16 protein-coding genes are annotated in these 26,681 nt (G+C 49.3%); 6 read left to right on the plus strand and 10 right to left on the minus strand.

What is annotated here, in order from left to right:
* Positions 1–57: 57 nt before the first annotated feature.
* From lepB (DWZ67_RS09700) to dapB, 3 genes are read right to left on the minus strand one after another with little or no spacing between them, the layout of a single operon-like run.
* The gene (lepB, locus tag DWZ67_RS09700) at positions 58–993 is read right to left on the minus strand and encodes a signal peptidase I (RefSeq protein WP_117963691.1); all 936 of its coding nucleotides are present in this window, start codon (positions 991–993) and stop codon (positions 58–60) included.
* Positions 990–2,483 carry a signal peptidase I gene (lepB, locus tag DWZ67_RS09705; protein WP_120138703.1) on the minus strand — a complete coding sequence of 498 codons (1,494 nt, stop codon included), beginning with the start codon at positions 2,481–2,483 and terminating at the stop codon, positions 990–992. The genes lepB (DWZ67_RS09700) and lepB (DWZ67_RS09705) overlap by 4 nt, the downstream gene beginning before the upstream one ends.
* 6 nt (positions 2,484–2,489) lie before the next feature.
* Complete coding sequence (gene dapB / locus DWZ67_RS09710; protein ID WP_087332850.1) at positions 2,490–3,254, minus strand: 4-hydroxy-tetrahydrodipicolinate reductase; 765 nt, start codon at positions 3,252–3,254, stop codon at positions 2,490–2,492.
* A 96-nt stretch (positions 3,255–3,350) separates the two neighbouring features.
* Between dapB and DWZ67_RS09715 the strand changes: the two genes are divergently transcribed.
* The 4 genes from DWZ67_RS09715 (at position 3,351) to DWZ67_RS09730 (ending at position 9,112) form a co-directional block, all read left to right on the plus strand.
* A complete protein-coding gene (locus DWZ67_RS09715) occupies positions 3,351–4,625 on the plus strand; it encodes a DUF2851 family protein (RefSeq protein WP_005826054.1) in 1,275 nt (424 codons plus the stop codon).
* Between the two features lie 77 nt (positions 4,626–4,702).
* Complete coding sequence (locus tag DWZ67_RS09720; protein WP_005826053.1) at positions 4,703–5,215, plus strand: hypothetical protein; 513 nt, start codon at positions 4,703–4,705, stop codon at positions 5,213–5,215.
* Positions 5,216–5,329: 114 nt separating this feature from the next.
* Entirely contained in the window at positions 5,330–6,019 is a 690-nt protein-coding gene (locus DWZ67_RS09725) for a DUF6250 domain-containing protein (RefSeq protein WP_005826049.1), read from the plus strand.
* Between the two features lie 6 nt (positions 6,020–6,025).
* On the plus strand, positions 6,026–9,112 hold the full coding sequence (locus DWZ67_RS09730) for a chondroitinase family polysaccharide lyase (RefSeq protein WP_120138705.1): 3,087 nt from the start codon (positions 6,026–6,028) through the stop codon (positions 9,110–9,112).
* Positions 9,113–9,297: 185 nt separating this feature from the next.
* Here DWZ67_RS09730 and DWZ67_RS09735 read toward each other — a convergent pair whose 3' ends face one another.
* From DWZ67_RS09735 to DWZ67_RS09765, 7 genes are all read right to left on the minus strand, one after another.
* Positions 9,298–10,266: a tRNA-dihydrouridine synthase family protein gene (locus tag DWZ67_RS09735; RefSeq protein WP_120138707.1), complete on the minus strand. Its 969-nt coding sequence runs from the start codon at positions 10,264–10,266 to the stop codon at positions 9,298–9,300.
* 54 nt (positions 10,267–10,320) lie between these two features.
* Positions 10,321–12,372, minus strand: a complete 2,052-nt coding sequence (locus DWZ67_RS09740) for a polysaccharide lyase family 8 super-sandwich domain-containing protein (protein WP_120138709.1) — start codon at positions 12,370–12,372, stop codon at positions 10,321–10,323.
* Between the two features lie 136 nt (positions 12,373–12,508).
* Positions 12,509–13,516, minus strand: coding sequence for a DUF5017 domain-containing protein (locus DWZ67_RS09745; RefSeq protein ID WP_120138711.1), 1,008 nt, complete (start codon positions 13,514–13,516; stop codon positions 12,509–12,511).
* Positions 13,517–13,565: 49 nt separating this feature from the next.
* Positions 13,566–15,320, minus strand: coding sequence for a RagB/SusD family nutrient uptake outer membrane protein (locus tag DWZ67_RS09750; RefSeq protein WP_120138713.1), 1,755 nt, complete (start codon positions 15,318–15,320; stop codon positions 13,566–13,568).
* 24 nt (positions 15,321–15,344) lie between these two features.
* Positions 15,345–18,488 (minus strand): SusC/RagA family TonB-linked outer membrane protein, encoded by a 3,144-nt coding sequence (locus DWZ67_RS09755; RefSeq protein ID WP_229084503.1) that lies wholly within the window; start codon positions 18,486–18,488, stop codon positions 15,345–15,347.
* Positions 18,489–18,678: 190 nt separating this feature from the next.
* Positions 18,679–20,238 (minus strand): sulfatase family protein, encoded by a 1,560-nt coding sequence (locus tag DWZ67_RS09760; RefSeq protein WP_120138717.1) that lies wholly within the window; start codon positions 20,236–20,238, stop codon positions 18,679–18,681.
* A 129-nt stretch (positions 20,239–20,367) separates the two neighbouring features.
* Positions 20,368–24,441 (minus strand): hybrid sensor histidine kinase/response regulator transcription factor, encoded by a 4,074-nt coding sequence (locus DWZ67_RS09765; protein ID WP_120138719.1) that lies wholly within the window; start codon positions 24,439–24,441, stop codon positions 20,368–20,370.
* 189 nt (positions 24,442–24,630) lie between these two features.
* Here DWZ67_RS09765 and DWZ67_RS09770 point away from each other — a divergent pair, with 189 nt between their 5' ends.
* Both DWZ67_RS09770 and DWZ67_RS09775 read left to right on the plus strand, forming a co-directional pair.
* Complete coding sequence (locus tag DWZ67_RS09770; protein ID WP_120138721.1) at positions 24,631–25,713, plus strand: phosphotransferase enzyme family protein; 1,083 nt, start codon at positions 24,631–24,633, stop codon at positions 25,711–25,713.
* Positions 25,704–26,438 carry a carbohydrate-binding family 9-like protein gene (locus tag DWZ67_RS09775; protein ID WP_044468621.1) on the plus strand — a complete coding sequence of 245 codons (735 nt, stop codon included), beginning with the start codon at positions 25,704–25,706 and terminating at the stop codon, positions 26,436–26,438. The genes DWZ67_RS09770 and DWZ67_RS09775 overlap by 10 nt, the downstream gene beginning before the upstream one ends.
* Positions 26,439–26,681 lie beyond the last annotated feature (243 nt).

The following is a 26,681-nucleotide window of genomic DNA, read 5'->3' on the forward strand; positions in this document are numbered from 1 at the left end:
ACGATTGAAATTACTGTTCGTTGTTTGTACGTTTATTTTTATTCTTTCATTTGTTTGTCATTCCACTCTTTTCCATATCCTGCCCCATCGGTAACCGCTGAAAGGTCCTGTTCCCTTTTCTTTGGAGAACCAGATGATAGATGCCTTGCCTATGATGTGGTCTTCGGGGACGAAACCGAAAAGGCGAGAGTCCGAAAGATTGATGGCATTGTTGGCACCTACCCAGTAGTAGTCTTTGGTAAAATGGCAGTGCTGCACGGGATTGCCTTCCACATAAAGGGTGTCGTTCTTGATTTCGGCCTGTTTCTTTTCGTGAAGTACCAGGGTATTTCGCAACAAAGTCTTGTTCCACGGATATACGCGTATGGCTTTGCCTTTGCTGGGGATTATCAGAGGTTTTAGCATCTCCATGGAGTCTTCCTTGACAATCGGTTCTATCCAGCAATTCCCGTTCATGGCTTGTTCCAGCAAGTAGTGTTCATAACGGCTGAAACTGCGTATATTCTTTATTGAGTCCTGCCCCAATAGTTTGTTGGGAGCGATGGAAAGGATGGAAAGCAATGAATCCAACTGTCGTTCCCGTTGCCTGGGGTAAGAATAAAGGAACTTCTGGTCGGGTGCATTCTTTTCGGAAGGAATCACTGAAAAAAGCGAATCTATCAGCAAGGTATCTCCGGGAGTACCGATGCAACGGCTGATAAAGACTTCCCGTCGGTCAATCACGGGTTCTGAAAGATTGGCAGGATTGTTGAATACAAGAATATCCTCTTTTTGCACCGGACTGTCCGCCCAGCGATGATATCCCCATAACTTCATAAAAGGAAGCCGTAGACCGTAGCTCCACTTGTTTACAAGAATACGTTCACCCTGATACAGTGAGTTCTCCATGCCGGAAGAGGGGATAAGATAGGAAGTTGCCACACAACCCCGAAGCAGCACCACGACGAGTGCCACTCCAACTATTGTGATTGCTATCTTACACCCTTTTTTCATTTAATGCCGTCCATCCACTTGAATATCCGGTTCCAGCGTATCTTACCGTCAAACCAGCCTCGGTCTTTGTCCAGTGACAGCCATACTACAATCGGTTTTCCTACGACATGGTCTTCCGGCACAAAGCCCCAGTAACGGGAGTCGGCGGACTTGTCGCGGTTGTCGCCCATCATCCAGTAGTAGTCCATATTGAAGGTATAGGAGTCGGTCTTTTCACCGTTGATGTAGATGCCGTCTTCCTTGACTTCCAGTTTGTTGCCCTCATAGGCGACGATGCAGCGTTCGTAGATGGGCAGGTTGTCCTCGGTCAGCTTGATGGTGGCGCCTTTGGCAGGAATCCATATCGGGCCGTAGTTGTTGCGGTCCCATTTAGTGTAAAGGTTCAGCGGATACATCTGTCCCGAGAATTCTCCCGGTTCAATGATAATATTACTGATGAGTTTCTTGTTGCCCGAAAGGGTCTCGTACATCTTTTTGGTGAGCGGAAGATGATAGACCGGTGCCAGCCTGCCTTGGGCATCCCGGCGGTCCAATCCCATTTCAATCAGATTCTCTTCCCAGCCCAGACCGTCGGTCATCAGTGTCTGGTCTTCTTTGCTGATGCCCAGTTCACGGAACATATCATCGGTGATATAAGGACCTGTAGTCTGTACAAAGTAGTTGAACTGCATTTCTGTAGGGTTCTCGATGGCTTTACCGTCGATGTATACCTGTCCTTTCTTGATTTGCAACGTATCGCCGGGCAGGCCTACGCAACGTTTTACATAGTTTTCACGACGGTCAACGGGGCGTATGACAATGTCACCGTACATTCTAGGATTGGAACGGATAAGATTACGTCCGGCATTGTAGTACAGGTCGTAGACAGTACGTTGCTGCTTGCGTGTCAGGCTGTCCATATTCACCTTGTTGGGATACACGCGTTTTCCTTCTTCGTAAGCAAGGGTATAGAAGTCTGTCTGCTGGAAGTTGGTGGCTACCGTGTCGCCTGCCGGGAAGTTGAACACCACAATATCGTTCAGTTTCACTTTGCCGAAGCCCGGCACACGTTTGTATTCCCATTGAGGCCATTCGATGTACGACTTGGTGTTGAATACCGGTAGTGTATGTTGTGCCAGCGGCATGGAAAGCGGCGTATTCGGTACGCGCGGGCCATAGCTCATCTTGCTGACATAAAGGAAATCGCCTACCAACAAGGATTTCTCCAGTGAGGAAGACGGTATCTGGTAATTCTGGAACACATAGATATTTACGAAGTAGACGGCTACCAGCGCAAATACGATGGCATCCACCCAACTCATGATGCTGCGTACGGCAGGATTCTCCGATTTCTTCCAGAACCCCCAGGGTATCTTCTTACTGATGTAGATGTCAAAAATGAAGGGTAGTACAATCAGTCCCAGCCAGCTTTTTACCCAAACCAGAAAGGCAAGGTAGAGCAGGGTGACTATACTGAATTTAATCCATTGGGTGCGTGTTGCTTTTCTCATGATGTTTTAGTCTTTTAAAAATGGAAACAAGTCACTCATTCCCAAAGCACCTTCGTGCTTGGCGGTATATTCGGCAGCAAGGACAGCTCCCAAGGCAAATCCCCTGCGATTCTTGGCATCGTGGGTGATAGTGATGCTGTCGGCTTCGGAGTCGTAGCGGATGCTGTGGATGCCCGGTACTTCTCCTTCGCGGATAGAACTTATGGGTAGCTCATTGGCTGCACATTCCGTAGAGCCCGAAACGGTTCCGTCGGGAGCCTGGAAAGTTCCTTCTATCCATTTGTCCTTACGGTCGAGATTCTCCAGAATACCTTCGGCAAGCGTGATGGCCGTTCCGCTCGGAGCGTCCATCTTGTGGATGTGGTGCGTTTCGCTCATTGTCACATCATAGGCAGGGAATTGGTTCATTATCTTTGCGAGGTACTTGTTGACGGCAGAGAATATGCTTACTCCCAGACTGAAGTTGGACGACCAGAACAGTGTCTTGCCGCCTTCGGTACAAAGTCTCTTCACTTCGTCTCCATGTTCCGCCATCCATCCCGTACTGCCGGATACCAATTTGACTCCGGCCTGGAATGCCTTCATATAGTTATTGTATGCAACTATGGGATTGGTGAACTCTATGGCAACGTCGGCGCTCTTGAAGGCTGCCGATTCAAAGTCTTCCTGATTGTCGACATCGATGATGCTTACAATTTCGTGTCCGCGGCCAAGGGCTATTTTCTCGATTTCCTTGCCCATTTTTCCGTAGCCGATTAATGCGATTTTCATTGTTTCTATCTGTTTTTATTTAGTTTATCAACAAACTATAGGTCGCAAAGATAATCTTTTTCTTACATTTGTGCTCAACATTAACGTCTTGTTAACATGGAACAACTACTGCATTATGTTTGGAAGCACAAAATATTTCCTTTGTCATTGCTCCAGACAACCTCCGGCCGGCCGGTAGAAGTGATAGATCCCGGTTTGCCGAACATGAATGCAGGCCCCGATTTTTTTAATGCCAAACTGAAAATAGACGGTACGCTCTGGGTGGGCAACGTCGAAGTGCATACGCAGGCATCAGACTGGCTGCTCCATAGGCACGACCGTGACAAGGCGTATGATACCGTCATCCTGCACGTGGTGGGCGAATCGAATTGTGATGTGTACCGCACGAACGGTGAGCTGGTTCCCCAGATGGTGCTCACTTGCCCCGACACTGTCCGCTTGCGCTATGAAGAGCTTCGGCAGACAGAGATTTATCCTCCCTGCTATTCCATCCTTGCCTCCCTCCCAAAGCTGACCGTCCACTCCTGGCTGTCCGCTTTGCAGGTAGAGCGTTTTGAGCAGAAAGCATGCGTTATATCCCAGCGGCTCGAACGCTGCAATCATCATTGGGAGGATGTTTTCTTTATTACTCTTGCTCGTAACTTCGGCTTCGGGCTGAATGGGGATGCTTTCGAGGCATGGGCAAACCGCCTTCCATTCCGCGCCGTAGACAAGCATCGGGACAGTCTGTTTCAAGTGGAGGCTTTCTTCCTGGGGCAGGCAGGCCTGCTGGAGGAGGTCTCGGCAGAGGCAGATGATTATTATTTGATACTTCAGAAAGAGTTCCGCTACCTGCAACACAAGTTCGAGCTGCCAGCTCCCATGTCTGTTGAGCAGTGGCGGTTTCTGCGTCTTCGTCCCGATAACTTTCCACATGTACGCCTCGCCCAGCTTGCCTGTCTGTATCACAAGGAGCAGTCGCTCTTCTCGCGTGTTATGGAGGCTGAAACGCTGGAGGCGGTGAAGAAGATACTGGCTGCCAAGACTTCCGCGTATTGGGAGGAGCACTTCAATTTCAGAAAGGTTTCACCCCGGAGGGAAAAGCGGGTAGGGGACGGTGCCTTGAATCTGATTGCCATCAATACGGTCATCCCGTTTCTTTATGCTTATGGCCTGCACAAGGCCGATGACGTTTTGTGTGACCGTGCCACCCGTTTCCTTGAATCCTTGAAGGCCGAAAACAATCACGTAACCCGACTTTGGGATGGTGCCGGTTTGCCGGTATCTACCGCTGCCGATTCGCAGGCTCTGCTTCAACTTCAAAAGGAATATTGTGACAAGAAAGACTGCTTGCGTTGCCGGTTTGGTTACGAGTATCTGAAACATAGATGATAATAATTATCGCCCCATAGCCTTAGCATTTTATTACTTTTATATTATCTTTGCGCATTGAAAAATAATCCGAGTATATGAAGGCTATCCGCTTTGTTTTTTGTCTGTTTGCGGCACTCATGCTGACGACTCTCAATGGTCTGGCTGCCGAAGAGGAGGATTTCAAGACATTTCTCCAGAAATTCACGTCCAGTGCTTCATTCCAGTATTCCCGAATCAAGTTTCCTTTGAAGTCTCCCATCGCCCTCTTGAAGGATGACGGTGAGACGGAACAGACTTTTCCCTTCACCCGCGAGAAGTGGGCATTGCTAGACGAAGAAACGCTGAAGGAAGGACGTACTACCGAAGAGGAGGGAGGTACCTATATTTCTCACTTCACTGTCAATGAGCCTGCCCATAAAGAGTTCGAAGCAGGCTATGATGAATCAGAACCTTCCCTTCGTGTGGTCTTTGAACTGACGGATGGCAAGTGGTATGTCACCGACTGCTATAACGACTGGTACAACTTCGATCTCCCTATCAATGAACTGGAAGAAACTATTCAGGCGGTACAAGAGGAAAACAAGGCTTTCGAAGAACTTCATCCTTGATGAAGTGGGGGCAGAAATCCGCCTCAATCATTATTTTATCCTTCTTCTGTACGATTTATGCCCCTCTTTTTCCAAAAAGAGGGGTTTCTTTGTACCGTACTAATACATTGAAATATGCGGTTACAACTTCTTTTGATGCAACTTCTCTTATGTGTCCTCCCCGGTATGGAGATGGGCGCTTCCTGCCGGCTTACCGCCTGGGTCGTGGAGGATTCTTCCGGAAAAGTGGAAATTACATGTATCGGCGATACGATGGATATTGTATCTCCGGACGGGCTGTCCCTTTGGTATAAGGAACGGTTGACGGGAAACTATGAGATTACCTACCGGGTACAAGTGGTGGTTGAGAATGGTAGCTACGACCGTCTCAGCGACTTGAATTGTTTTTGGGGGGCCGATGACCCCCGGCATCCGGATGACTTCTTTGCCCGCAGTGCATGGCGCAACGGCGAGTTCAAGAATTACAATACGCTGGACCTTTACTATGTGGGCTACGGCGGTAATGATAATGGAACTACGCGTTTCCGTGAATACCATGGAGAGTATTATGGAGTGGACGATGCAAAGATTAAACCCATCTTGAAAGAGTATACCGATGCCGCCCACCTTTTGAAGCCCAACCATTGGTATGAAGTTAAAATCCGTGTGGAGAATGGAGCCACCACTTATGCCATGGATGGTGAAGAGCTTTTCAGCTTACCGGTTGCCGATGGCAAAGGAGACGGCTATTTCGCCTTACGGTTGTGGCAGAACCACGTACGTTTTGCAGATTTCCAAGTAGCAAATATCGATAACCTTAAATAAACAGACATGATGCAATTCAGTAAATGGAAAATAGGAGCGGCAGCGCTCGTTTGCATGTTGCTGCCGGGCAGTGTACATGCACAAATCGTGAAGAATGAGCGCTTGCTTTCTTTTGAGGAGAAGCAGGTTCCGGCGTTTGTCACTACGGCAGCTGGTTCGCAGTTGGGCATTAGCGACGAACATTATAGGGATGGCGACCACAGTTTGAGCTGGACTTTCGAGCCGGGTGCCGCACTGTCTATCAAAAAAGACTTGAAGTTTGAGAAGAAAGACCCGACGGGGAAAGACACCTATCTTTCGGCTTTCATCGTATGGGTGTACAATGAGCAGGCCCAGGACAAGCAGATTCGGTTCGAGTTCCTGAAGGATGGCAAGGTATGCACCTCTTTTCCTTTTGGCATCAACTTCACCGGTTGGCGCGGAGCATGGGTATGTTATGAACGCGATATGCAAGGCACCCCGGAAGAAGGGATGGACGAAATCCGCATTGTAGCCCCCGACGTGAAAGGGGAACTCTTTTTCGACCATCTGATTACTGCCAGCAAGGTAGATGCCCGCCAGCAGACTGCCGACTTGCAGGTACCGTTTGTAAATAAGGGAACCACCAACCACTGGCTGGTTATCTACGAACACTCCTTGTGGAAACCGGACATCCCTCTGACAGACGTGACCGAGGCGCAGAAGCAGGATATACGGATTATGGAGAAGCGTTTCCGCGGCATGCTCTACACACCTTCCGCGCTTTCGGACAAGGAGATGCAGTCCATCCGTGAGAAGTATGATTTTTATCGGATTACCTACAAGAACGGCAAGGTAGCAGGACGTCCTATCTATTTCGTACGTCACTCCGAGGCATACGAACGTATGGTACCCGATTGGGACAAAGATATGTTCTCCAGACTGGGGATAGAGATAAGCGACTATTTCAACCTGATGAAACGCGTCGCCATCGCCTACAACAATGCGGAGGATGCGGCGCTGAAACACGAGTTGAAGCAGAAATTCATCGCCATGTACGATAACGCCACCGACCAGGGTATTGCCTACGGCAGTTGCTGGGGGAATATCCACCATTACGGATATAGTATGCGCGGTCTGTTTGTGGCTTATTTCTTGATGAAGGACGTGTTGCGTGAGGCAGGTAAGCTGGAAGAGGCGGTACGTACGCTCAACTGGTATGCCATCACCAACGAGGTATATCCCGAACCTGCCGTCAACGGTATTGATATAGATACGTTCAACACCAAGTTGCAAGGCCGCATAGCCAGCATTCTGATTATGGAGGATACACCGGAGAAACTGCAATACCTGCGTTCCTTCTCCCGTTGGCTGGACAAAGGCTGTCTTCCTGCGCCGGGATTGGCCGGTTCTTTCAAGCCGGACGGTGCCTGCTTCCATCATTGCAACAATTATCCTGCCTATGCAGTGGGCGGTCTGGACGGTGCCACTAATATGATTTACTTGCTGAGTGGTACCGAGTTCCGTCTGTCCGAGCAGGCACACGAGACGGTGAAGAAAGTGCTTCTCACCATGCGTTTCTATTGCAATCTGAAGCAATGGTCTCTCTCCATGTCCGGCCGCCATCCCAACGGAAAAGGAAGCCTGATACCTATCCAATATGCCACGATGGCCATTGCCGGTACGCCGGATGGCAAGCAGAAATATGATCCCGAAATGGCCGCTGCCTATCTGCGCCTGGTTGCCCATACGGAAGTTCCGGACAAGAATGCGCCCGACTATCTGCCGAAGGCTTCCACCCGCCACGAATTGGAGATGAAGAAGTTGCTCGAAGCCCAAGGCTTCTGTCCGGAACCCGACCCGCAAGGCAATCTGGCTTTGGGTTACGGCTGCGTGTCCGTACAGCGTCGTGACAACTGGGCTGCCGTAGTACGCGGACATTCCCGTTATCTCTGGGCTGCCGAGCACTATCTCCCCGCCAACTTCTATGGCCGTTATCTGGCACATGGCAGCATGCAGATTCTTACCGGAAAATCCGATGAAATGGTTACTTTTGCCACCAGTGGCTGGCAGGAAGCCGGTTTCGACTGGAATCGTATTCCGGGTGTCACGAGCATTCATCTGCCTTTCGACCGGCTGCGTGCCCGGGTATTGAATGTCGATACCTTCTCCGGTATGGAGGAGATGCTCTATTCCGACGAGGCTTTTGCAGGCGGTTTGTCCCAGGCACATCTGAACGGCAACTTCGGTATGGTGCTGCATGAACATGATAAGTATAACGGTTCTCACCGTGCCCGCAAGTCGTTCCATTTCTTCGACGGCACCATTGTATGCCTCGGTACGGACATCGAAAACCTAAATACCGAATATCCCACGGAAACCACCGTGTTCCAGCTTGCCGCCATTACTCCCGAAACCCGCCGGTACTGGGAGTCCTATCAGAGTGATGGACAGACTTATATAGACCCCAATGGCGTAGGTTATTACATTTCCAAAGCTTCCCGCCCTGATGCCCGGTATGAGAAGAACTTCCCGCAAGTGACCGTGGGCGAACGTAGCACTAAGCCTACTTCCGGCGACTGGGTGTCCTTGACATTGCAGCATGGCAAAGCCCCGAAAGGTGCTTCCTACGAATATGCAGTGCTGCCCCATACGGATGCCGTCGCTTTGAAGGCATTCGCCAAGAAACCCACTTACAAGATTCTCCGGCAAGACCGTAATGCCCACATTGTGCGCTCTCCGGCAGACGGTCTTACTTCTTACGTCTTGTTTGAGACTCCGCAGGCTCTGCCCGACGGCGGATTGTTGCAGAAAGCCGATACATCGTGCCTTGTCATGATACGCGAATATAAGGACAAGCTTCTGCTGACTGTTTCCCAACCCGACCTGGCCTTGTATCGTGGTCTGAGTGATGAGGCTTTCGATAAAGACGGAAAACGTATTGAGCGCAGTATCTATTCACGCCCGTGGACTGACAATGAGAGTCAGGAGATTCCCGTAACCGTTACTTTGAAGGGACAGTGGAAGGTTGCCGAGACGCCCTATTGCAAGGTGTTGTCGGCAGACAAGAAGCAGACAGTGTTGCGTTTTACTTGCCGGGATGCTGCAAGTTTCGACGTGGAGCTGAAGAGATAAGGACAGTGTCTGCCGGACATTAACTTCCAATACCTAAAACACCCGGATGTTTTACCCTATAACATCCGGGTGTTTTCCTATAAAAGATGGGGATGTTTTCACCCAAAACATCCCCATCTTTTGGCTGTTAAGTATCAGTGTGCTGTTTCCTTTCTTCTATTATGAATGAATTTGGAAATAAATGTCTAATATGTTCCGAGCAGGTTGCTCACCGCCGCTTCATAATTGGCTAACTTCGTGGTCTTGTGTATGGTCTTTCGCGCCTTACGGTCTCCGTCCGGCAGCAGATATTCCCAGAAGCTTTTCATTTTCGTCAGCAGTTGCGTGTCTCCTCCTTGCAGTTGCTCCCGGTAGCTGCCGAACACTTCGGTGTGCAGTTGCCCCACTTTTTTCGCCATTTCATCGGAAGAAATCGGGGTTCCTTGCTTGTATTCCAGCGGTAGGGCAGGATTGGCGAGCAGTCCGCGACCGATGACGATGCCTGCCAATCGGGGGAATCGTGTGGTGACGGAGCGAATATCTTCCACGGTATGCAGGTCTCCGTTGTACAACAGAGGGTGGGTGCATTCTTTGTAGAAAGCCTCGAATCCCTCCAGGTCCACCTCTCCTTTGTATTGCTGCTTGCCCAGACGCGGGTGCAGGATGATGTGTGCGAGGGGGAGTTCGTTGAACAGCGGTAGCAGGGCAAGACACTCCTCCGCCTGCTCCCAGCCCAGACGCAGTTTCACGGAGAAACGGATGTCGGGATGCCGGTCGATGGCTTCGGAGAGCAGCGCCTTCACTTCTTCGGGATAGGGCAGCATGCCGGAGCCATTGTGGCGCCGGGCCAGCATCGGAAAAGGACAACCCAAATTGATGTCCGCTTCCCGGTATCCTTTTTCGATGAAAAGGGACATTATGTGCTCCATCTTGTCCGCATCCGGAGCAATGAGCTGGGGGATGAGGTGCAGACCAGGGTTATTGTCCGGTTCAATGTCACGGGCATCTTTCCGCCGGATTTCTCCGTGCTCCATGCGTACGAAAGGAGAGTAATAGGTCTCTATGCCGCCGAAGATGCGTGCATGTGCCCGCCGGTAGACGGCATCGGTATAGCCTTGCAACGGAGCGAAATGGATGGGTAGTATATTCTCGTTCATGGTTGCAAAGATACACATTTTTATTTCCGGTCTAAAGTAACCATAGCTTTTTCAATTCAAAGGATAACTCCTCTAATTCCTGTAAAGGGGAGGCGTGCAGCTCTTTCCGGCTTCTTCTTTTTGCGGCATCTCGAGCGATATTTGTTTGGTTTGCCCGCTTTGGGTTAGGGTTATCGTTATCTTTTCGGGGTTTTTCGATTCGCAACGTGGGTTTGCAGCATGAATTTTCTCTTCTTTTTCCTTCCACAAGAGGGCGCAAGGGGTATCTGTTGCAAGGATGTCACCATTTTCAAGTCTCAGTTCTCCTGGCTGGTAGAAGATGATTTCCGTTATTCCCAGCTTCTCGTGGCGTGCGGCTTGTATCTTTTCCGTATTGGCAAGTATCTTTATCGGCAGGTCTGCGGCATATTTTGCGACGGTCGATACGGTCGAGATTCCCGGACGTACCACGTAAGCATATTCTCCTCGCTGCGGGCGGATACCGTGATTGGTATTCAGACTGAACAATGCTGTGTCGCAAGCTATCCGGTATTCGGCTTGGGGCAATAGATTGACGTAGGCGGTCTGTCCATGAAGTACCCAGTCTGCGGCAGTCTGCACGGAACCATTCTTCAGAGTATGTGTTTTCCCGTTCACCATGTACTGCACCTTTCCGTCGCGGTTACATTGGTTGAGGGTAGTAAATACTTCGGCTTTTCCTTCGTTGTTGCGGATACCTGCCCCAAGACATACATATTCGTCGTCGAAGTAGAACCAGGCTTTGTGGCCTTGCAATCCGTGGCGGTCCAGCATCATACCGCAGGCTCCGTAAAGGCTGTCGCTGACACCTCCGGCAAAGCTGTTTCCATTATTGCCGCCTTCACCCCAATCGGGGATGGGCAGGGGGGCATTGTCTTGCTCGGCGGTGATACCGGGATACTGGCGGTTATTGAATATCTTGAAGAAATTTCCGTTGTATTCTCGTCCGGTGACGAAAAGATAGTTTACTCCATTGGAGGCATAATAGTTGAATTCACCGTCACCATTGCCGGCTTCGTTGCCTACGGTGCGGGTAGAGGTCATGCGAGAGCTGGTCATGTAATTGTTGCGGCGATGCACCATGTAGTCGAAGCGCCAGAACATGCGGTTTCCCGTCAGGCTGTTGTCTCCACTGATGTGTTGCAGTGCCTGCTTCATGCTGTTGCGGGCATCGGAACTGCTTAGTTTGTAGATTCTCTCAGCCAATGTTTTTATGGCAGAAGAGTATTGGTTGCTGCTGATGAACCGCCCTGCATTGTTGGGGTCGTGCTGTTTGCTGTAGAATATCCATTGTACGCCGTCGGTGAAGAGCCGTTGCAGTAATTCCAGTCCGGGACTTTGGAAACGAGTATCCTTGCAGAGTTCCAGATAAGCTAAGGTTGAGTTTACGAACTCTTTGCCGTAACTGGTGAAGTAGAGTTGTCGCCCGTGGCCGCAATGCTGTCCGAAGAGATAGTCGGGCTGGATACCTTCGGAAGACTGTATGGTGAGCAGTTGCGTCATCCGTTCTTTGAAGTCTTCCATTTGCGCCTCGTTTTTGGTCAGGATGCTGGCTGCAAACGAACCCATGATGATGTCGGCTCCGTTGGCTCCCGTCATGTGCGAGGGAGCTGCATGCTCGTAACTCCAGCGTAAGTATTTGATGGCCTTGTCAAAAAGTTCCGGGTTCTCATTGATTTCGCGGCTCATCAGCACTACACTGACAGAGAGCTCTTTGGGGTAGGGAATGTAGCGATACCACCAGTTCTTTGCTTGGTGGTTGGTGTCTATCCAGAAGCAGAGTGCTTTGAGATAAGATTCTTTCAGTGCTTTGTTATGATAGAGTGCGTTTTGTGGATGTTGGTAGGCACAAGCCAGGGTGATGAGGTTCTGCACATGCTTACGGGGTGAACCGTCGGTGGCATGGTAATTGAGGGTGACGAATGCCCCTTCGGGAGAAAGAGATTTAATCAGTCCGTTGACGGTCTCTTTCGATGGGTTCCGGTCAAGGTACTTCTCATACATACGATTGTAGATGGTCTCAAAGTCGGAAGCATGAGCATGAATATTTGCTAATATGATGCACAAGGCAACTACTGCAATAGTTTTTATATTATGGGTTTTCATGTTGGTACTTGTTATGTTAGGGTGTTTATAAATCAGGGAAGAGCCTCGCGGTTCCTCCCTGACAAAGTTAATTGATTAAGGTCTATAAAAAGAATTTAAGGTTAGAAGTCTTGTGTTGATAGTACGTTTTTCTTCACTACTCGGTTACGACTACTGTGTATTCGCGCACCACGGAAGACTCTTGCTTGTAATTGCCATTGGTACCTACGAAGGTAGCGGTATAGGTGCCGGGAGCGTTGTAAGTGTATTGGTAAGAGTCAAGACTTTGGGTAACATTCTTCAATCCGGTGCCTACATCGGGGGAACATGCATTGACCACAAACAGATTGGACACCAGCCAACTGTATTTTAACTCGGTGTTGGCACTGGAACTGTGAATGAAGAAAGCATTCATATCTTTGAAATTCCAGATACCGGAGGTGTTATTGGTAACTGTACCATAAGCACGGTTAGAGGTCATACCCTTCTGGTCGCTCAGGTTGTGGCGGTGCAACATGTTGATGGGGGTAAAGCCGAACGAGTTGGCGGTGAAAGCCGTTTCCTGTCCGTTGGTCATCTTGTTCACAATCTGCATATTGCCGAAGGTGAATCTGGACTGTGTGGCCGATTTGTCTTGGCCCCGGTAGCAGATGGCCACAGCGATGCGTTTGCCTAAATAGGGCTTCATGTCCACTTCAAAATCTTGTGCCTTTGGAGTAGTGGGGAAGTCGGCTGCCGGAATCAGGGTTTCCCAAGCGTGCTGTTCCACCAGTACGGAGTCTGCCTCGAAATTACCCTTCTCTATGCCGGGGAAGTCGCCGGACACATACATGGTCAGTGTGTTTTCCGGTTTTCCATATTGTGGAGTCAGTTTGAATTTTAAAGTTGAAGTTTCTATTTCACCTTCGTCCACTGTGGTACGTTCTCTATATTTATATTCTTTTCCGGCCTCACCGCTGTAAAATGTGAGGAAGTCCGGATCGCCGTTGAAGTGGAACTCCACCGGAGTTCCACTTTTTACGGTAATGGTCTGGCCGTCGAAACTTACACCGTCTCCGGTTGCCACGTTTACATTCAGTTCGGCATCTTTAGTAAATTCACTCTCGCAGGAAGCAAGGGCGAAGGTTGCGATACTGACAGCTATCAATAGTTTATTTAGTTTCATAATATGATTCAATTTATTTGGAATGATTATCCTTGTTTCACTCACTCGATTACCAACCCGGATTATTTTGGGTGATAGCTTTGTTCACAGACATTTCACTATCCGGTATTGGGAAGTAATTATAAGCGTCTGTTATCTGGAAGAAGGTGTAGACACTATAATTGGGTCCTGTAGACCAATTGGCATTGGCACCTTGCAAGGCGCGGGGAGCCAGCTCATTCATGTTTTTTACATATTCACCCCAGCGGATGAGGTCGTAACGACGGGTATACTCAAAGCAAAGTTCCATAGCGCGCTCGTCTTTTACTGCCTGGCGGAAGGCCTCCTTGCTGAGACTGCCTTCTTCGTAGGGAGCGATACCGGCACGGTTGCGCACGTCGTTCAAGCATTTATAAGCCAATGTAGTGGGAGAAGCACTGACTTCGTTCTCAGCTTCGGCCACCATCAGCAGTACATCCGAGTAGCGTAGCAACGGGAAGTTGATAGAGGTGTAGTTCTTGTTCTTCTTCGACCCGTAAAGCTCATATTCTCTGCGGTATTTTCCGCAAGCGCGTGAGTAATTCTTTTCGGAGTCGGCTTCACTCTTTTCGTAGTCGCCCGTCTTTTTGGCAGCGTCACCTTGACCGTAGCTATAGGATACATCCCAGTACTGGTTTTTCACCTCTTCCATTTTGCCGAACTCAAATTGGCGTCCCGTAATGCCTTTCTTGCTTACGGCCTCTACATATTCGAATGGTGCAATGCTCCAGTTCATGCGGTTGATGTCGCCGTTCTCCTTGTAGAGCTCATACAGCTTAGGAGTCGACCAGAAGTAGGCATAACCAAATCCGGGGTCTTTGGCATCCAGCAGGGATTGGTCGGTAGACTGGTCCGGACATTTGATGCCTATCAGGTTTCCGATACGTCCCTCCGCTCTTACTTCGGAAGTATAGTCACCGGCAAATTCGGCTTCCCATATACTTTCATTGGCTGTAGTATTGTACCGGTTAGAACAGAGGTCGATGAATACGTCCCAGTAGTTGGCTGTCAGGCTATGTCCTTCGCCCATTACCTTTTGTGCGTATGTGCTGGCTTGTTTGAAATAATTTTGAATGGCTGTAGCGTCTCCACTGGTGTTGTCGCGGAAGTGCTCGCCGGCACGGAATAAATAAACGCGTGCCAAGATGCCCCATGCTGCGGAACGTGAAACGTGTCCTGGCTTATAACCCAGTTCTGCAGCTGTGGCAAGCCCTTCGGCACACTCGGAAATTTCAGTGGTGATGAAATCATAGATAGTCTGCTTGTCTGTACGGGGAATATCGAGCCCGGTCACGCTACTTGTCGAAGTGGTTTTGAAAGGAACGTCTCCCCAGCCTTGTACGAGCGTAAAATAGTAGTAAGCGCGCATGAAACGTGCTTCCGATGCATATTGCAGACGCAACTTGTCGGATATGTCATCCGTTTTATCTATGTTCTCCAAGAATGTATTGGCACGGTCGATACCGGTATAAAGTGTTTGCCAAAGGTTGCTGAACTGTGGTGAGCTTGAATTGGCATTATTACATGCAATGGCACCGCTGGTTTGCGGATTACGACCGCCACCGTAGTGGGACAAATCGTCGGCACCCGTCATGAACATATACTCGTTTCCGTAGAAGTTCTGTGAGGTCAGTGGAGCGTATACAGAGGTCAGGAATGAGAGAGCTTCTTCCGCATTATTAAAGTAATTGTCGGGAGTTAGCTTGGTCGGTTCTTTGTCCAGGAAATCGCAAGATGCCATTGCCAGACAAGCGAAAGATAATATAATTGTTTTTATTGTTTTCATATATATTCCAGTGTTTTAGTGGGATTAGAAACCTAAGTTGATACCGAAACTTACGGAGAGCGCACGCGGGTAAGACGAGAAGTCAAGGCCCGGAGTCAAGCCTCCGCTACGGATAGATACTTCGGGGTCGTAGCCGGAATAACCGGTAATAGTCCAAAGGTTTTGTGCAGCTACGTAAAGGCGTGCGTTGTCAATCTTATATTTCTTCAAGAAAGTCTTGGGTACAGTATAGCCCAGCGTCACAGTTTTCAGTCGCAGGAATGAAGCGTCTTCTACTACGCGTGAAGAAATCACGAGATTGGAACTTGAGTTGGTAGCTGCCGGAATATTACTGTTCGGGTTTTCCGGTGTCCAACGGTCGGTATAGCTGGCATATTGATTCAACTCACGTTTCTTCTGGAAACCACTGTCGAAGAACAGGCGGTTGGCGTTCAGTACATCGTTACCGTAGCTCCATTGGAAGAATACGCTTAGGTCGAAGCCTTTGTATTCGAAATTATTGGTGAAACCACCGGTATGGATGGGCAGACCGCGTCCTATCATGGTACGGTCGTTGGTATCTATGATGCCGTCACCGTTCAAGTCTTTGTACTTGGGCATACCGGGCTGTGTATTGCTTTCGCTTACGTAGTGGGGAATGTTACCCTTCAGCGTGTAGCTGCTGCCGCTCTTGTCAAAATCATCATATTTATAGGTACCTTCGTAGATATATCCGTAAATCATACCCATCGGTTGTCCTATTTTGGCAACATAATTGGGCTGACTGTTGAAGTTCTGGTCAAATCTGGCGGTACTCAACAAGCTGGTCTGATTTTCGGCAAGTTCCAATACTTTATTTTTATTGAAGGAAATATTGAAATTACTGCTCCACTTGAAGTTTTTGCTGTCTATGTTCACGGTGTTCAACGTCAATTCAATACCGTCATTGCGTACTTTACCGATGTTTTTCATGGCTGTCAGATAACCTGAAGAGTAGGGCAGGGTGGCATCCAGCAACAGGTCGCGGGTAGTCTTACGGTATAGGTCGGCGGTGAAGCTGATGCGTTCATCGAAGAATCCCAGGTCAAGACCTAAGTTCCACTGTTCGGTAGTTTCCCATTTCAAATCTTCATTAGGCAGAGAGATAGGAGCTACACCGACATTTCCGTTGTTACCGTCGAAAGGATATACGGTGTTGGTCATGCTGGTGGTGGCATGGCTTTTAATCATATCCAGTAAGGCAAGGTAGTCATATTCGCCGATACGGTTGTTACCTGTAAGACCCCAGCTCAGACGGATTTTACCACTTGAAAACCATTTCTTATAATCCTTCATGAAGTCTTCTTCGGAGAAGCTCCACGCCAGTGAGCCTGAAGGGAAGTAGCCATAACGATTCTTTTTACTGAACTTGGAGGAACCGTCTGCACGGAACGAGGCTGTGGCATAATATTTAGACTTGTAGTTATAGTTCACACGTCCCAGATAAGACAGCATGGACCAAGAAGACAAGGTAGAGGTACTTTTGTCGAAAGTGCCTTGGCTCATACCGGCCATGCCCAGTGATTCGTTGGGAATCTGCTTCATGCGTAATGAATAATATTCATAGTCAGAGTTTTGCAATGTTACACCGAGCAGTGCGTTCAAGAAGTGTTTGCTTTTGAAGTTGGTCTGATAAGTCAGGATGTTTTCGTTCAACCATGTCAGACGTTGTTGGCGTACTACTTCTGCATTCACTTTGTCGGTAGAAGTAGGGCCACCGTAGCGGGTCTTGGAATTATTGAAGGTGTCGGTGTGACGGTTGTCGTAGGTCCATCCTCCGGATACTTTTAGCTTTAATCCCTTGATGAACTCGTATTCTACATAACCATTTAACTGGAGGTTGTTGACGTAGTATTTACGGTAGGCGTTCTTCAGGTCGGCTATGGGATTGAAACGATAGTCATTTGATGCATCCACATCGTCATCCACGAGGTCGTTCAATAAAGAATCGAGAGACTTGCCGGGATAGTTAACCGGGCGGTATCCCCATACGCTATAGAAAAGATTGTTCATACCAGAGTAAGAACTTGAGGAAGGAGATGAACCACTCTGGATGGAACGAGAGAAGTTGGAGTTGAAGTTTATGGTCAGCTTACCGCGTTTTACCAAAGTATTCAGACGGCTTTGCAGGCGCTCGTAATTGGAGTTGAGCAGGATACCATCTTGGTCGTAATAAGAAAGGGATGCATTGTAGCGTATACCTTCCGAACCGCCGGACAGACGAACATTATGGTTTTGCTGCCATGCTGTGCGGAAAATTTCGTCTTGATAGTTGTTTTGGGCAATACCTCGGTAGTCGTCCAGGGTCCATTGGTGACCTTCGTATAAAGGGAGGTATTTTTCGATGGCACGGGTGGGGTCTACTTCGAGTTGCAGTTTCACGTAGTCGTAAGCATCCATCATATCCAGCTTTTTGGTAACGGTGGAGATACCGAAGCTGCCGTCATAGCTGAGCTGTGGTTTGCCAACTTTTCCCTGCTTGGTGGTAATGATAATGACACCGTTGGCACCACGCGCACCGTAGATGGCTGTGGCCGATGCATCTTTCAAAACATCAGTCGATTCGATGTCGCTCGGGTTGATAGCAGCCGCCACGCGTGCATCTTCCACCGGGAAGCCGTCGATGATATAAAGTGGGGTATTGTCTTGTGTTAGCGAGTTGTTACCACGGATAGTGATGGTCATCGTGCCACCGGGCATGCCTTCACCTGAGCTTACGTTTACACCGGCGATACGACCGCCCAATGTCTGGTCGAAAGATGCAGAAGGAGTCTTGAGCAAGTCGCTCATGTTGACTTTGGATACAGAACCGGTCAAGTCTTTCTTGCGTACTTCCTGGTATCCCACAACAACCACTTCATCCAATGCCTGGGCATCTTCTTCCAATGTGATATTGAATGTCCGTTGGTCACCTACTTTGATGTCTTGGGTCTTATATCCAATAAAAGAGAATTGAAGGATGTCGGAAGGTTTTACGTTGCCCAATGTGAACTTTCCTTCCAGGTCTGTGGTAGTTCCGTTGGTGGTTCCTTTCACAACAACGCTGACACCGGGCAGTTCTCCCATGGCGTCGACAACTTTACCGCTTACTTGGCCTCCGGTCTGTGCGTGTATACCGAGTACACAGCAGAAGAGCATTGCAAGTAGCATAAAGGTTACTTTTTGTCTCATAAATATTAATTTAATTAGTTAATAATAAAGGTTGTTTCTTCGTTTTTACTCACTTTAGAGTTGAATTACATCGCAAATGTAGGGGATGGAATATACAAATGCATTAGTTAATAGTTCGCAAAAAGTACGAATTCGTACAAAACTTGCGAACTATACCACTCTTGTACTTTTATTCCCTTTCACTTTGGTTCTTTGCTTCCTTCACCTCTTCCAGTAGGGCAGAGAGCGTTTTTACCTTGTCCGGATGGGCTTCTGCCACATTGTCTTTTTCGGACGGATCAATGGAAAGATTGTACAGTTGGGGCTGCGGGGCGTTTCCCATTTCTGTTTTCGTCCAATACTCCAGTGCCGGCTTGTCGCTGGGCTCTATGTATTTCCAGTCTCCCTGGATAATGGAGAGTGTATTGTCCAGATTCTGTTGTACAATATAGTCACATCCGGCAGTATCGGTTCCCAGGAAGTTGTTGAGTTGGTCGCGGCTGTCGGGAGCGATGCCTGCTTCCAGCGGATGATCCAGCAGGGCGGCGAGTGAAGCGTATACATCAATCATGGAGAAGAGGGCTTGTTGTTTGCCGGGCTTGATGCCATTGGGCCAGCGTACAATGAAGGGAATGCGGGTACCGGCATCGAAAGCGCTGTACTTCCCACCGCGGTAGTGCTTCATGGGAGTATGGCCGTTCAGCAGTTCGCGTGCCTGGTCCTGATAGCCGTCGTCTATGACGGGACCGTTGTCACTGCAGAATACAAAAATGGTGTTGTCGGCAATGCCGAGGCTGTCCAAAGTGTGCATGATTTCACCCACGGTCCAGTCCAGCTGGAGGATGACGTCGCCACGTACGCCCAAACCACTCTTGCCGGCGAAACGCGGATGTGGCACGCGGGGAACATGTACATCTTGCGTACCCATATAAAGGAAGAAAGGTTCGTCTTTATGGGCTGTGATGAAGTTTTTGGCCTTGTCTGTAATCACGTCGGCAATGTCTTCGTCTGTCCAAAGGGCGGATTTGCCGCCGGTCATCCAGCCGATGCGGGGGATGCCGTTGATGATGGTGTTATTGTGCCCTTGGCTGGGTTTCATCTTGACGAGTTCGGGGTTTTCGAGACCGGTGGGCCAGTCACCGACCTTGTGGTCGTAGCTCACAGTGATAGGGTCGTTGGGGTCGAGACCCACTACATGTCCGTTCTCTACAAAGACGCAGGGAACGCGGTCGACGGTAGCGGGGATGATGTATTCATAGTCAAAGCCGATGTCTTGGGTGTTCGGTTTGATGGAGTGGTTGAAGTCTGTACCGCCTTTAGGGCCCAGGCCGAGGTGCCACTTGCCCACTGCTGCAGTGGCGTAGCCTTCTTCCTTGAACATATCGGCCATAGTGACGCAGGCGGTATCGATGATGAGTTCGGAATTGCCCGGAGCGATGCCGGTATTCTTCTGTCGCCAGGGATACATGCCCGTCAGCAGGCCGAAACGGGAAGGGGTGCTGGTGGAAGAAGTGGCATAAGCGTTGGTAAACTGCATGCCTTGTCCGGCAAGGCGGTCGATGTTGGGAGTGCTTACTTTGGTGGCACCGTAACAGCTCAGGTCGCCGATACCCAGGTCATCAGCAATCAGATATACTACATTGGGCTTCTGCGGCGAGTGCTCCGAAGTCTTGTCTTTAGGTTGGCTTCCGCATCCCGCTATCAGGGCTGCACCGGGAATCAGAGACCACAAGGGGGAAAAATGCTTCATAGTTCTTTGACTTTAGATTGTAATTCTGAGGTCAAAGGTAAGAGGTTTTATGGAATCGGGTGTATAAGGAAGTACAAGGGAAGGGAGAAAAAGTACAAACCGTATCATGCGATGGCTTGATGTACAATATTAAGATGTCTCTTCACTGTCTTCCGTACTTTCCTCTCCTCCATTCTCTCCTTTGCGGTAGGCCAGTGGGCTGACATGGTAAATGTCCTTGAAGCATTTGGAGAAATAGCGTGAAGAACTGAAACCGATCCGGTCCGCAATTTCAGTGATATTCAGCTCCGGATTGTTGCGCAGCATTAGAGCGCCTTTCTTCAGGCGGATGGTCAGGATAAAGTCGTTCGGAGTTTGTCCGGTGATAGCCTTCAGCTTGGTGAACAGATTGGTGCGTGCCATTGCCATTTCACGGGCAAAGACGTTGACGTTGAACTCCGTATCGTCCAGATGTTGCTCGATGACTGCCATGGCACGGTCCAGAATCTCCTTGTCTATGGGGTTGGTGGCAAGCATCTGTACAAAGGCTTGCGGCTGCTTGCTGAACTTCTCCTGCAGGAGGATGCGCGAGTTCACGAGGTTGTTGCAGCGCGAAATCAATAGATTGGTGTTGAACGGCTTGGTGATATAGTCGTCCGCACCGATGCGTAGTCCCTCGATATTCTGTTCGATGGCAGTACGTGCCGTGAGCAGTACCACGGGAATATGGCAGGTGTTGAAGTCGCTCTTTATCTGTTTGCACAGTTCCGTTCCCGACATGTTGGGCATCACCACGTCGCTGACTACGATATTGGGCATTTCGCTGCGCACCAGTGCAAGTCCTTCCGCTCCGTCGGCCGCAGTCAGCACTTCGTAGAAGGGCTTGAAGATACCTGCCAGCATGTCGCGGATGGAGTCGTTGTCTTCCACTATCAGGATTTTTGCATCCGGGAGTCGTTTGATGGGAGCACTCTCTTCCAGCTCCGCCTTGAGCAGGGCATCGTTTTCCGGTTTGGGAATTTCTATTTGTTGCACACTGTCTGCATTCTTATTTATTTGCTCTTCGTCAAACTGTGCGTTCCCCAATTGCAGGTTTACGATGAAGCTGCTACCTTTGCCCAGTTCGCTTTCCACACGGATGGTGCCGTGATGGAGCTCCACGATACCCTTCGTCAATGCCAGGCCGATACCCGTACCCGTCTTGCTTGCATCCGTAGAGTCCATTTGGTCTATCTGGTAGAAGCGGTCGAATATCTTGTCCACTTCCCGGGCATCTATGCCGCTGCCGGTATCGGTCACGCGGATGACGGCATTGCTGCCTTCGGTCTTGATGCTGAGGGTGATGCTGTCTTCCGCCTTGGTATGCTTGACGGCGTTGGACAGCAGGTTGTTTATCACTTTCTGCATCTGTTTTTGGTCATACCATACTTCGAGGCTGTCTGTTTCCTTCTCGAAGTAGAGGCTGATTTGTTTGGCGCTGGCATATTCCAGGAAAAGCAGATAGTTTTCGTATAGGAAGTTCACGATGTTGTGTGGACTTACCTTTATCTTCATGTGCCCTTGTTCCTGCTTGCGGAAGTCGAGCAGCTCGGTGATGAGTTCCCGTAGCTGTATGCTGTTCTTGTAGATGCCCAGTACCTTGTTATATATGGCAGGCGTGAAGTTCTGGAGTTGCATCAGCGTTTCCACTTGGGCCACGATGAGTGTCAGCGGGGTGCGGAATTCATGGGAAATGTTGGTGAAGAAACGTAGCTTTGACTGGTTCAGGGCCTCTACGTCACGGATGTGCTTCTGTTCGTACTTCAGTGATTCACGCAACTTGATTCTGGACTTGTAGGTACGCACCAGATACCAGAGCAGGATTCCCGTCACTATCAGGTAGATAAGATAGGCAAGGGGAGTCTTGTAGTAGGGAGGCAACACGTGTATGGTCAGGTGGACTTGCGGACAAAGGCTCTCGTCTTTTCCGTTGGGCTTTATAATCAAGTTATAGGTTCCGGCATTCAGGTTGGTATAGGTGATGTTGTGCAGTCCACGGGCACTGTTCCAGTCGTTGGAGAAGCCTTCCAGCTTATAGATGATGTCGTCTTTGTTGGCGGCTACATAGTTTGAAGTGGCAAACTCTATGCTGAACATGGACTGGTCAGCGTTGAGCGTAATCTCGGGGGTGCAGTACAAGGCTTGCTGCAGGATACCGGTCTCATCTCCCACTTGTATTTCCGTTCCGTTCACAATGAGGCGGGAGAGGATGATTTTGTAGGGTTTCGGCGTGAAGTTCAACTCCATTTCATGGAAAGAAATCATTCCCTGCGTGCCTCCCAGGAATATTTCTCCGTCACGGGTCACGCAAAGGGCATTCTCATTGACGGCAGTCATTGGGAAACCGTTTTCGGCACTGTAGTTCAGGAATGCCTTTTGCCGGTAGTCGAAGATGGAGAAGCCCTCGTTGGTGATGAGCAGCAGTTTGCCGCTGGTGGGGGATTCCTCCGTCTCATAGATACAGTCGCTGGAAAGGCCGTTCTTCGCTTGGTCAAAGTTCTCGAAGTCGTTGCTGGCAGGGCGGTATAAGTCCAGTCCGCTGCCCGAAGTGGCGAACCACAGATTGCCTTTGCTGTCTTGGGTAATGTTGTTTACATTGTTGTTGCTGATGCTGTGTGGGTCGGCAGTATCATGGCGGTAGTTGGTCAGTTTGCCGGTATCGAAACGGTAGCTGAACACACCTTCGCCCGTGGCTGCAATCCAGAGCGTACCGTTGCTGTCGAAAGTGACATCTGCCACCATCTTGATTTTTTTGCCTTCTTTGCTGTCCTGGAACAGTTGTTGGCATTTCCCGTTGGCAGGGTCGAAGAGGCAGATTCCGTTTTGGGTGGCTATCACCAGGTGGTCTTGGTAAGGCGCGATATCGCGGATGATGTCGGAAGGCAAGGTCTCCGGATTACCTGCTTCCATGCGGTAGTGTGTGAATCGCCCCGAGCGTATGTCCAGTCTGTTCAGTCCGCCCAGATGGGTTCCTATCCAGATGATGTCTTTGGAGGCATCATAATAGAGAGCCTTGATGTTGTTATGGGAAATACTGTTGGGACCGATTTCCGGGCGGAACCATTTGAACTCACGGGTACGGCGGTTGTAATAGTTCAGTCCGCCCCCTTCGGTGCCAATCCACAGATTGCCGTCCTTGTCTTCGATGGTGCGGCCTACAACCGGATTGCTCAGCCCCTTCTTTTCGATGGGCGAATACATATAGCGGCTGTATATCTCGTACTCGGGGTTGAAGTAGTTGACGCCGCCAAAGTAGGTCCCCAGCCACAGCGTTCCTTGGTTGTCCTTTACGATGCACCAGATGGAAGAGTGTGTCAGTCCGTCGCTCTGGGCATCACTGGCAGTGTGGTTCTGGAAGAGTCCCGTACTTTTGTCATACCGGTTCAATCCGTTGAATGTCCCAATCCAGATGTTTCCCAGATTGTCTTCACAGCAGGCTCGCACGAAGTTGGAAGAGATGCTGTAAGGGTTCTTTGCGTCGTATTCAAAGATTTCGATGGTTCCGTCGGTCTTTACATGGTGCAGCCCTTCTTCCCAGCTGCCAATCCATAACTCGCCTTCGCTGTCTTGGTATATGCTGGTGATGTTGCCTTTTAGGATGGGGTGGGTCAGCTCGTTCTTGTCCAGTTGCAGGCGGTATGCTCCGTTGGTGGTCGTTCCAATCCACATTTGTCCATTGTCCAGATGCATACAGCAGATTTCCAGACTTTTTCCGGGAAGCTGGTAATAGAGGTCAAAGTTCCCGGTCTGCTCGTTATAGCGGTAGATTTCATTCTGTTTTCCGATGAAAAGGGCCTCTTTGTAATATATGCTGTGTACATTTCCTTGCAGCAGGGTGGTGAATCTTTGGGTGGCGAGATTGAACTCGGCTACTCCTTCCGTACAGAGCAGGTAGATTTTTCCGTTACGGTTGCCGGCCATGCGCAGCACGGTGTTGCAGAAAAGGCTGTAAGGGTCGTTCTTCTGCAGCTTGTAAGTTTGTATGTCTTCTCCGTCATAACGGTTCAAGCCTTCTCGGGTTCCAATCCATAATACACCGTTTTCATCGATGTAAAGGCTGTTCACGGAGAATTGTGACAGACCGTCGTCGGTTGTCAGATGGTTGAAGGTGATGTTCTGCGCCTGCAGGGTTGCAGCAATCATGCTTACTGAAACAAGAAGCAGCCGGATGATAAACGTTCGCACTTTTCGGGTAGTTTTTAAGGTTTCAGTTACAAATATAGGTATATTTTGTACAAGACTTCTTATTTATTAGGCAGTTTTTGCGGCTATGTTTGGATAAATGTATAATTTTGGAAGCGCGCCGAACGATACTTGTCTTTTGATAGATGGCAATCGGCGTATCTTTGTAAACAAATTAATTCATTTATTATCATGAAAGACCTTTTATCTATTGTATCTCATTTTCAAATGCAGGGTACGGTTCGTGAAATCAAGCCTTTAGGCTCAGGCCTGATTAACGATACGTACAAAGTGACCACCGTTGAGGCCGATGCGCCGGACTATGTTCTGCAACGTATCAATCATGCCATTTTCCAGAATGTAGAGATGTTACAGTCTAATATCGAGGCTGTGACCGGGCATATCCGTAAGAAGCTGGAAGAGAAAGGAGAGGCCGATGTCAAGCGTAAAGTGCTTCATTTCATCCCCACGGCCGAAGGGAAAACCTATTGGTATGACGGTGAGAACTACTGGCGTATCATGACTTTTATTCCCCGTGCCAAGACTTACGAGACGGTGAACCCCGAATATTCCTATTATGCGGGAACTGCCTTCGGTAATTTCCAGGCTATGCTTGCCGACATTCCAGATACATTGGGCGAGACAATTCCCGATTTCCACAACATGGAGTTCCGCCTGAAGCAACTCCGTGACGCTGTGGCTGCCGATGCTGCGGGACGTGTGCAGGAGGTGCGGTATTTTCTGGATGAGATAGAAAAACGCGCTGATGAAATGTGTAAGGCAGAACGTCTGTACCGTGAAGGCAAACTGCCCAAACGGGTATGCCACTGTGATACGAAAGTAAACAACATGATGTTCGACGAAGACGGTACGGTGCTTTGTGTCATCGACCTGGATACGGTGATGCCCAGCTTCATCTTCTCCGATTATGGCGATTTCCTTCGCTCAGGTGCCAACACGGGGTTGGAAGACGACAAGAATCTGGATAATGTGAACTTCAATATGGAAATATTCCAGGCATTTACCAAGGGTTATCTGGAATCGGGCAAATCCTTCTTGTTGCCGATAGAGATTGAGAATCTGCCTTATGCGGCTGCCTTGTTCCCATACATGCAGTGCGTACGCTTCCTGGCAGATTATATCAACGGTGATACTTATTATAAAATCCAGTATCCGGAGCACAATCTTGTGCGTACCAAGGCTCAGTTCAAACTGTTGCAGAGCGTGGAGGAGCATACACCGGAGATGAGAAAGTTCATTGACTCATGTATCTGAAAAAGTATCTGATGATGACAGCGGCAGCTCTTTGCATGCTGCCGCTGTCTGCAATTAATCCTCAAAATAGTAAAATGAAAGAATTGAATGTAAAAAAAGTAAGTGTGGCCAATATACCGGTAGAGTCGGTTCCGGCTCTTCTGGATGAAGAGAAGGTGGCGTTTCAGCCCGTGAACACAGTGAATTGGGCTGCTTTTCCTTATACTCCCGATGTGGCGTTCCGCATAGCGCATACGGAAGATGCCATTCTGCTGCATTTCAAGGTAAGGGAAGCGAGTGTACGCGCCGTGGCAGGACACGATAACGGTCCGGTCTGGGAAGATGCTTGTGTAGAGTTCTTCTCTGTGCCTGCCGGTGACGGAGTGTACTACAATATGGAGTGTAATTGTGCCGGAACGCTGCTTATCGGTGCGGGTGCCGGACGTGGAAACCGCCAGCATGCCCCGCAGGAAGTGCTCGACAAGGTGCAACGCTGGGCTTCTTTGGGACGTGAGGCGTTTGAAGAAAGAGTAGGAGAGTGCAGTTGGGAAGTGGCTCTGGTCGTTCCCTATTCCGCTTTCTTCCTGCACCGCATCACTTCATTGGATGGCCAGACCATTCGTGCCAACTTCTATAAGTGTGGTGACAAGCTTCAGACCCCCCACTTCCTTTCCTGGAATCCGATTGAACTGGAGAAGCCGAACTTCCATTGTCCGGAGTTCTTCGGCGCACTGCATTTCGAGTAACTTTCTTCCTTCTTGCGTATCTCCCTATCCATCGGGCTTTCCGGTGAAACCTTTATGCCGTTGACGGAATCAGCCTCTCTACTCTGATTGCGCTTGAAAAGGGTATAAAATAGGGCCTGCTCCGTATCTCCTCCGTGTCTGCTCCGTACCTGCTCCACATAAAGGTACCCTTATACGGAGAAAGTACGGAGCAGACACGGAGGAGATACGGCCCGGGTACGGACAGGACACTCCCTTTGACTC

It is taken from the genome of Bacteroides sp. AF34-31BH (assembly GCF_003602795.1).
Lineage (GTDB): Bacteria > Bacteroidota > Bacteroidia > Bacteroidales > Bacteroidaceae > Bacteroides > Bacteroides uniformis.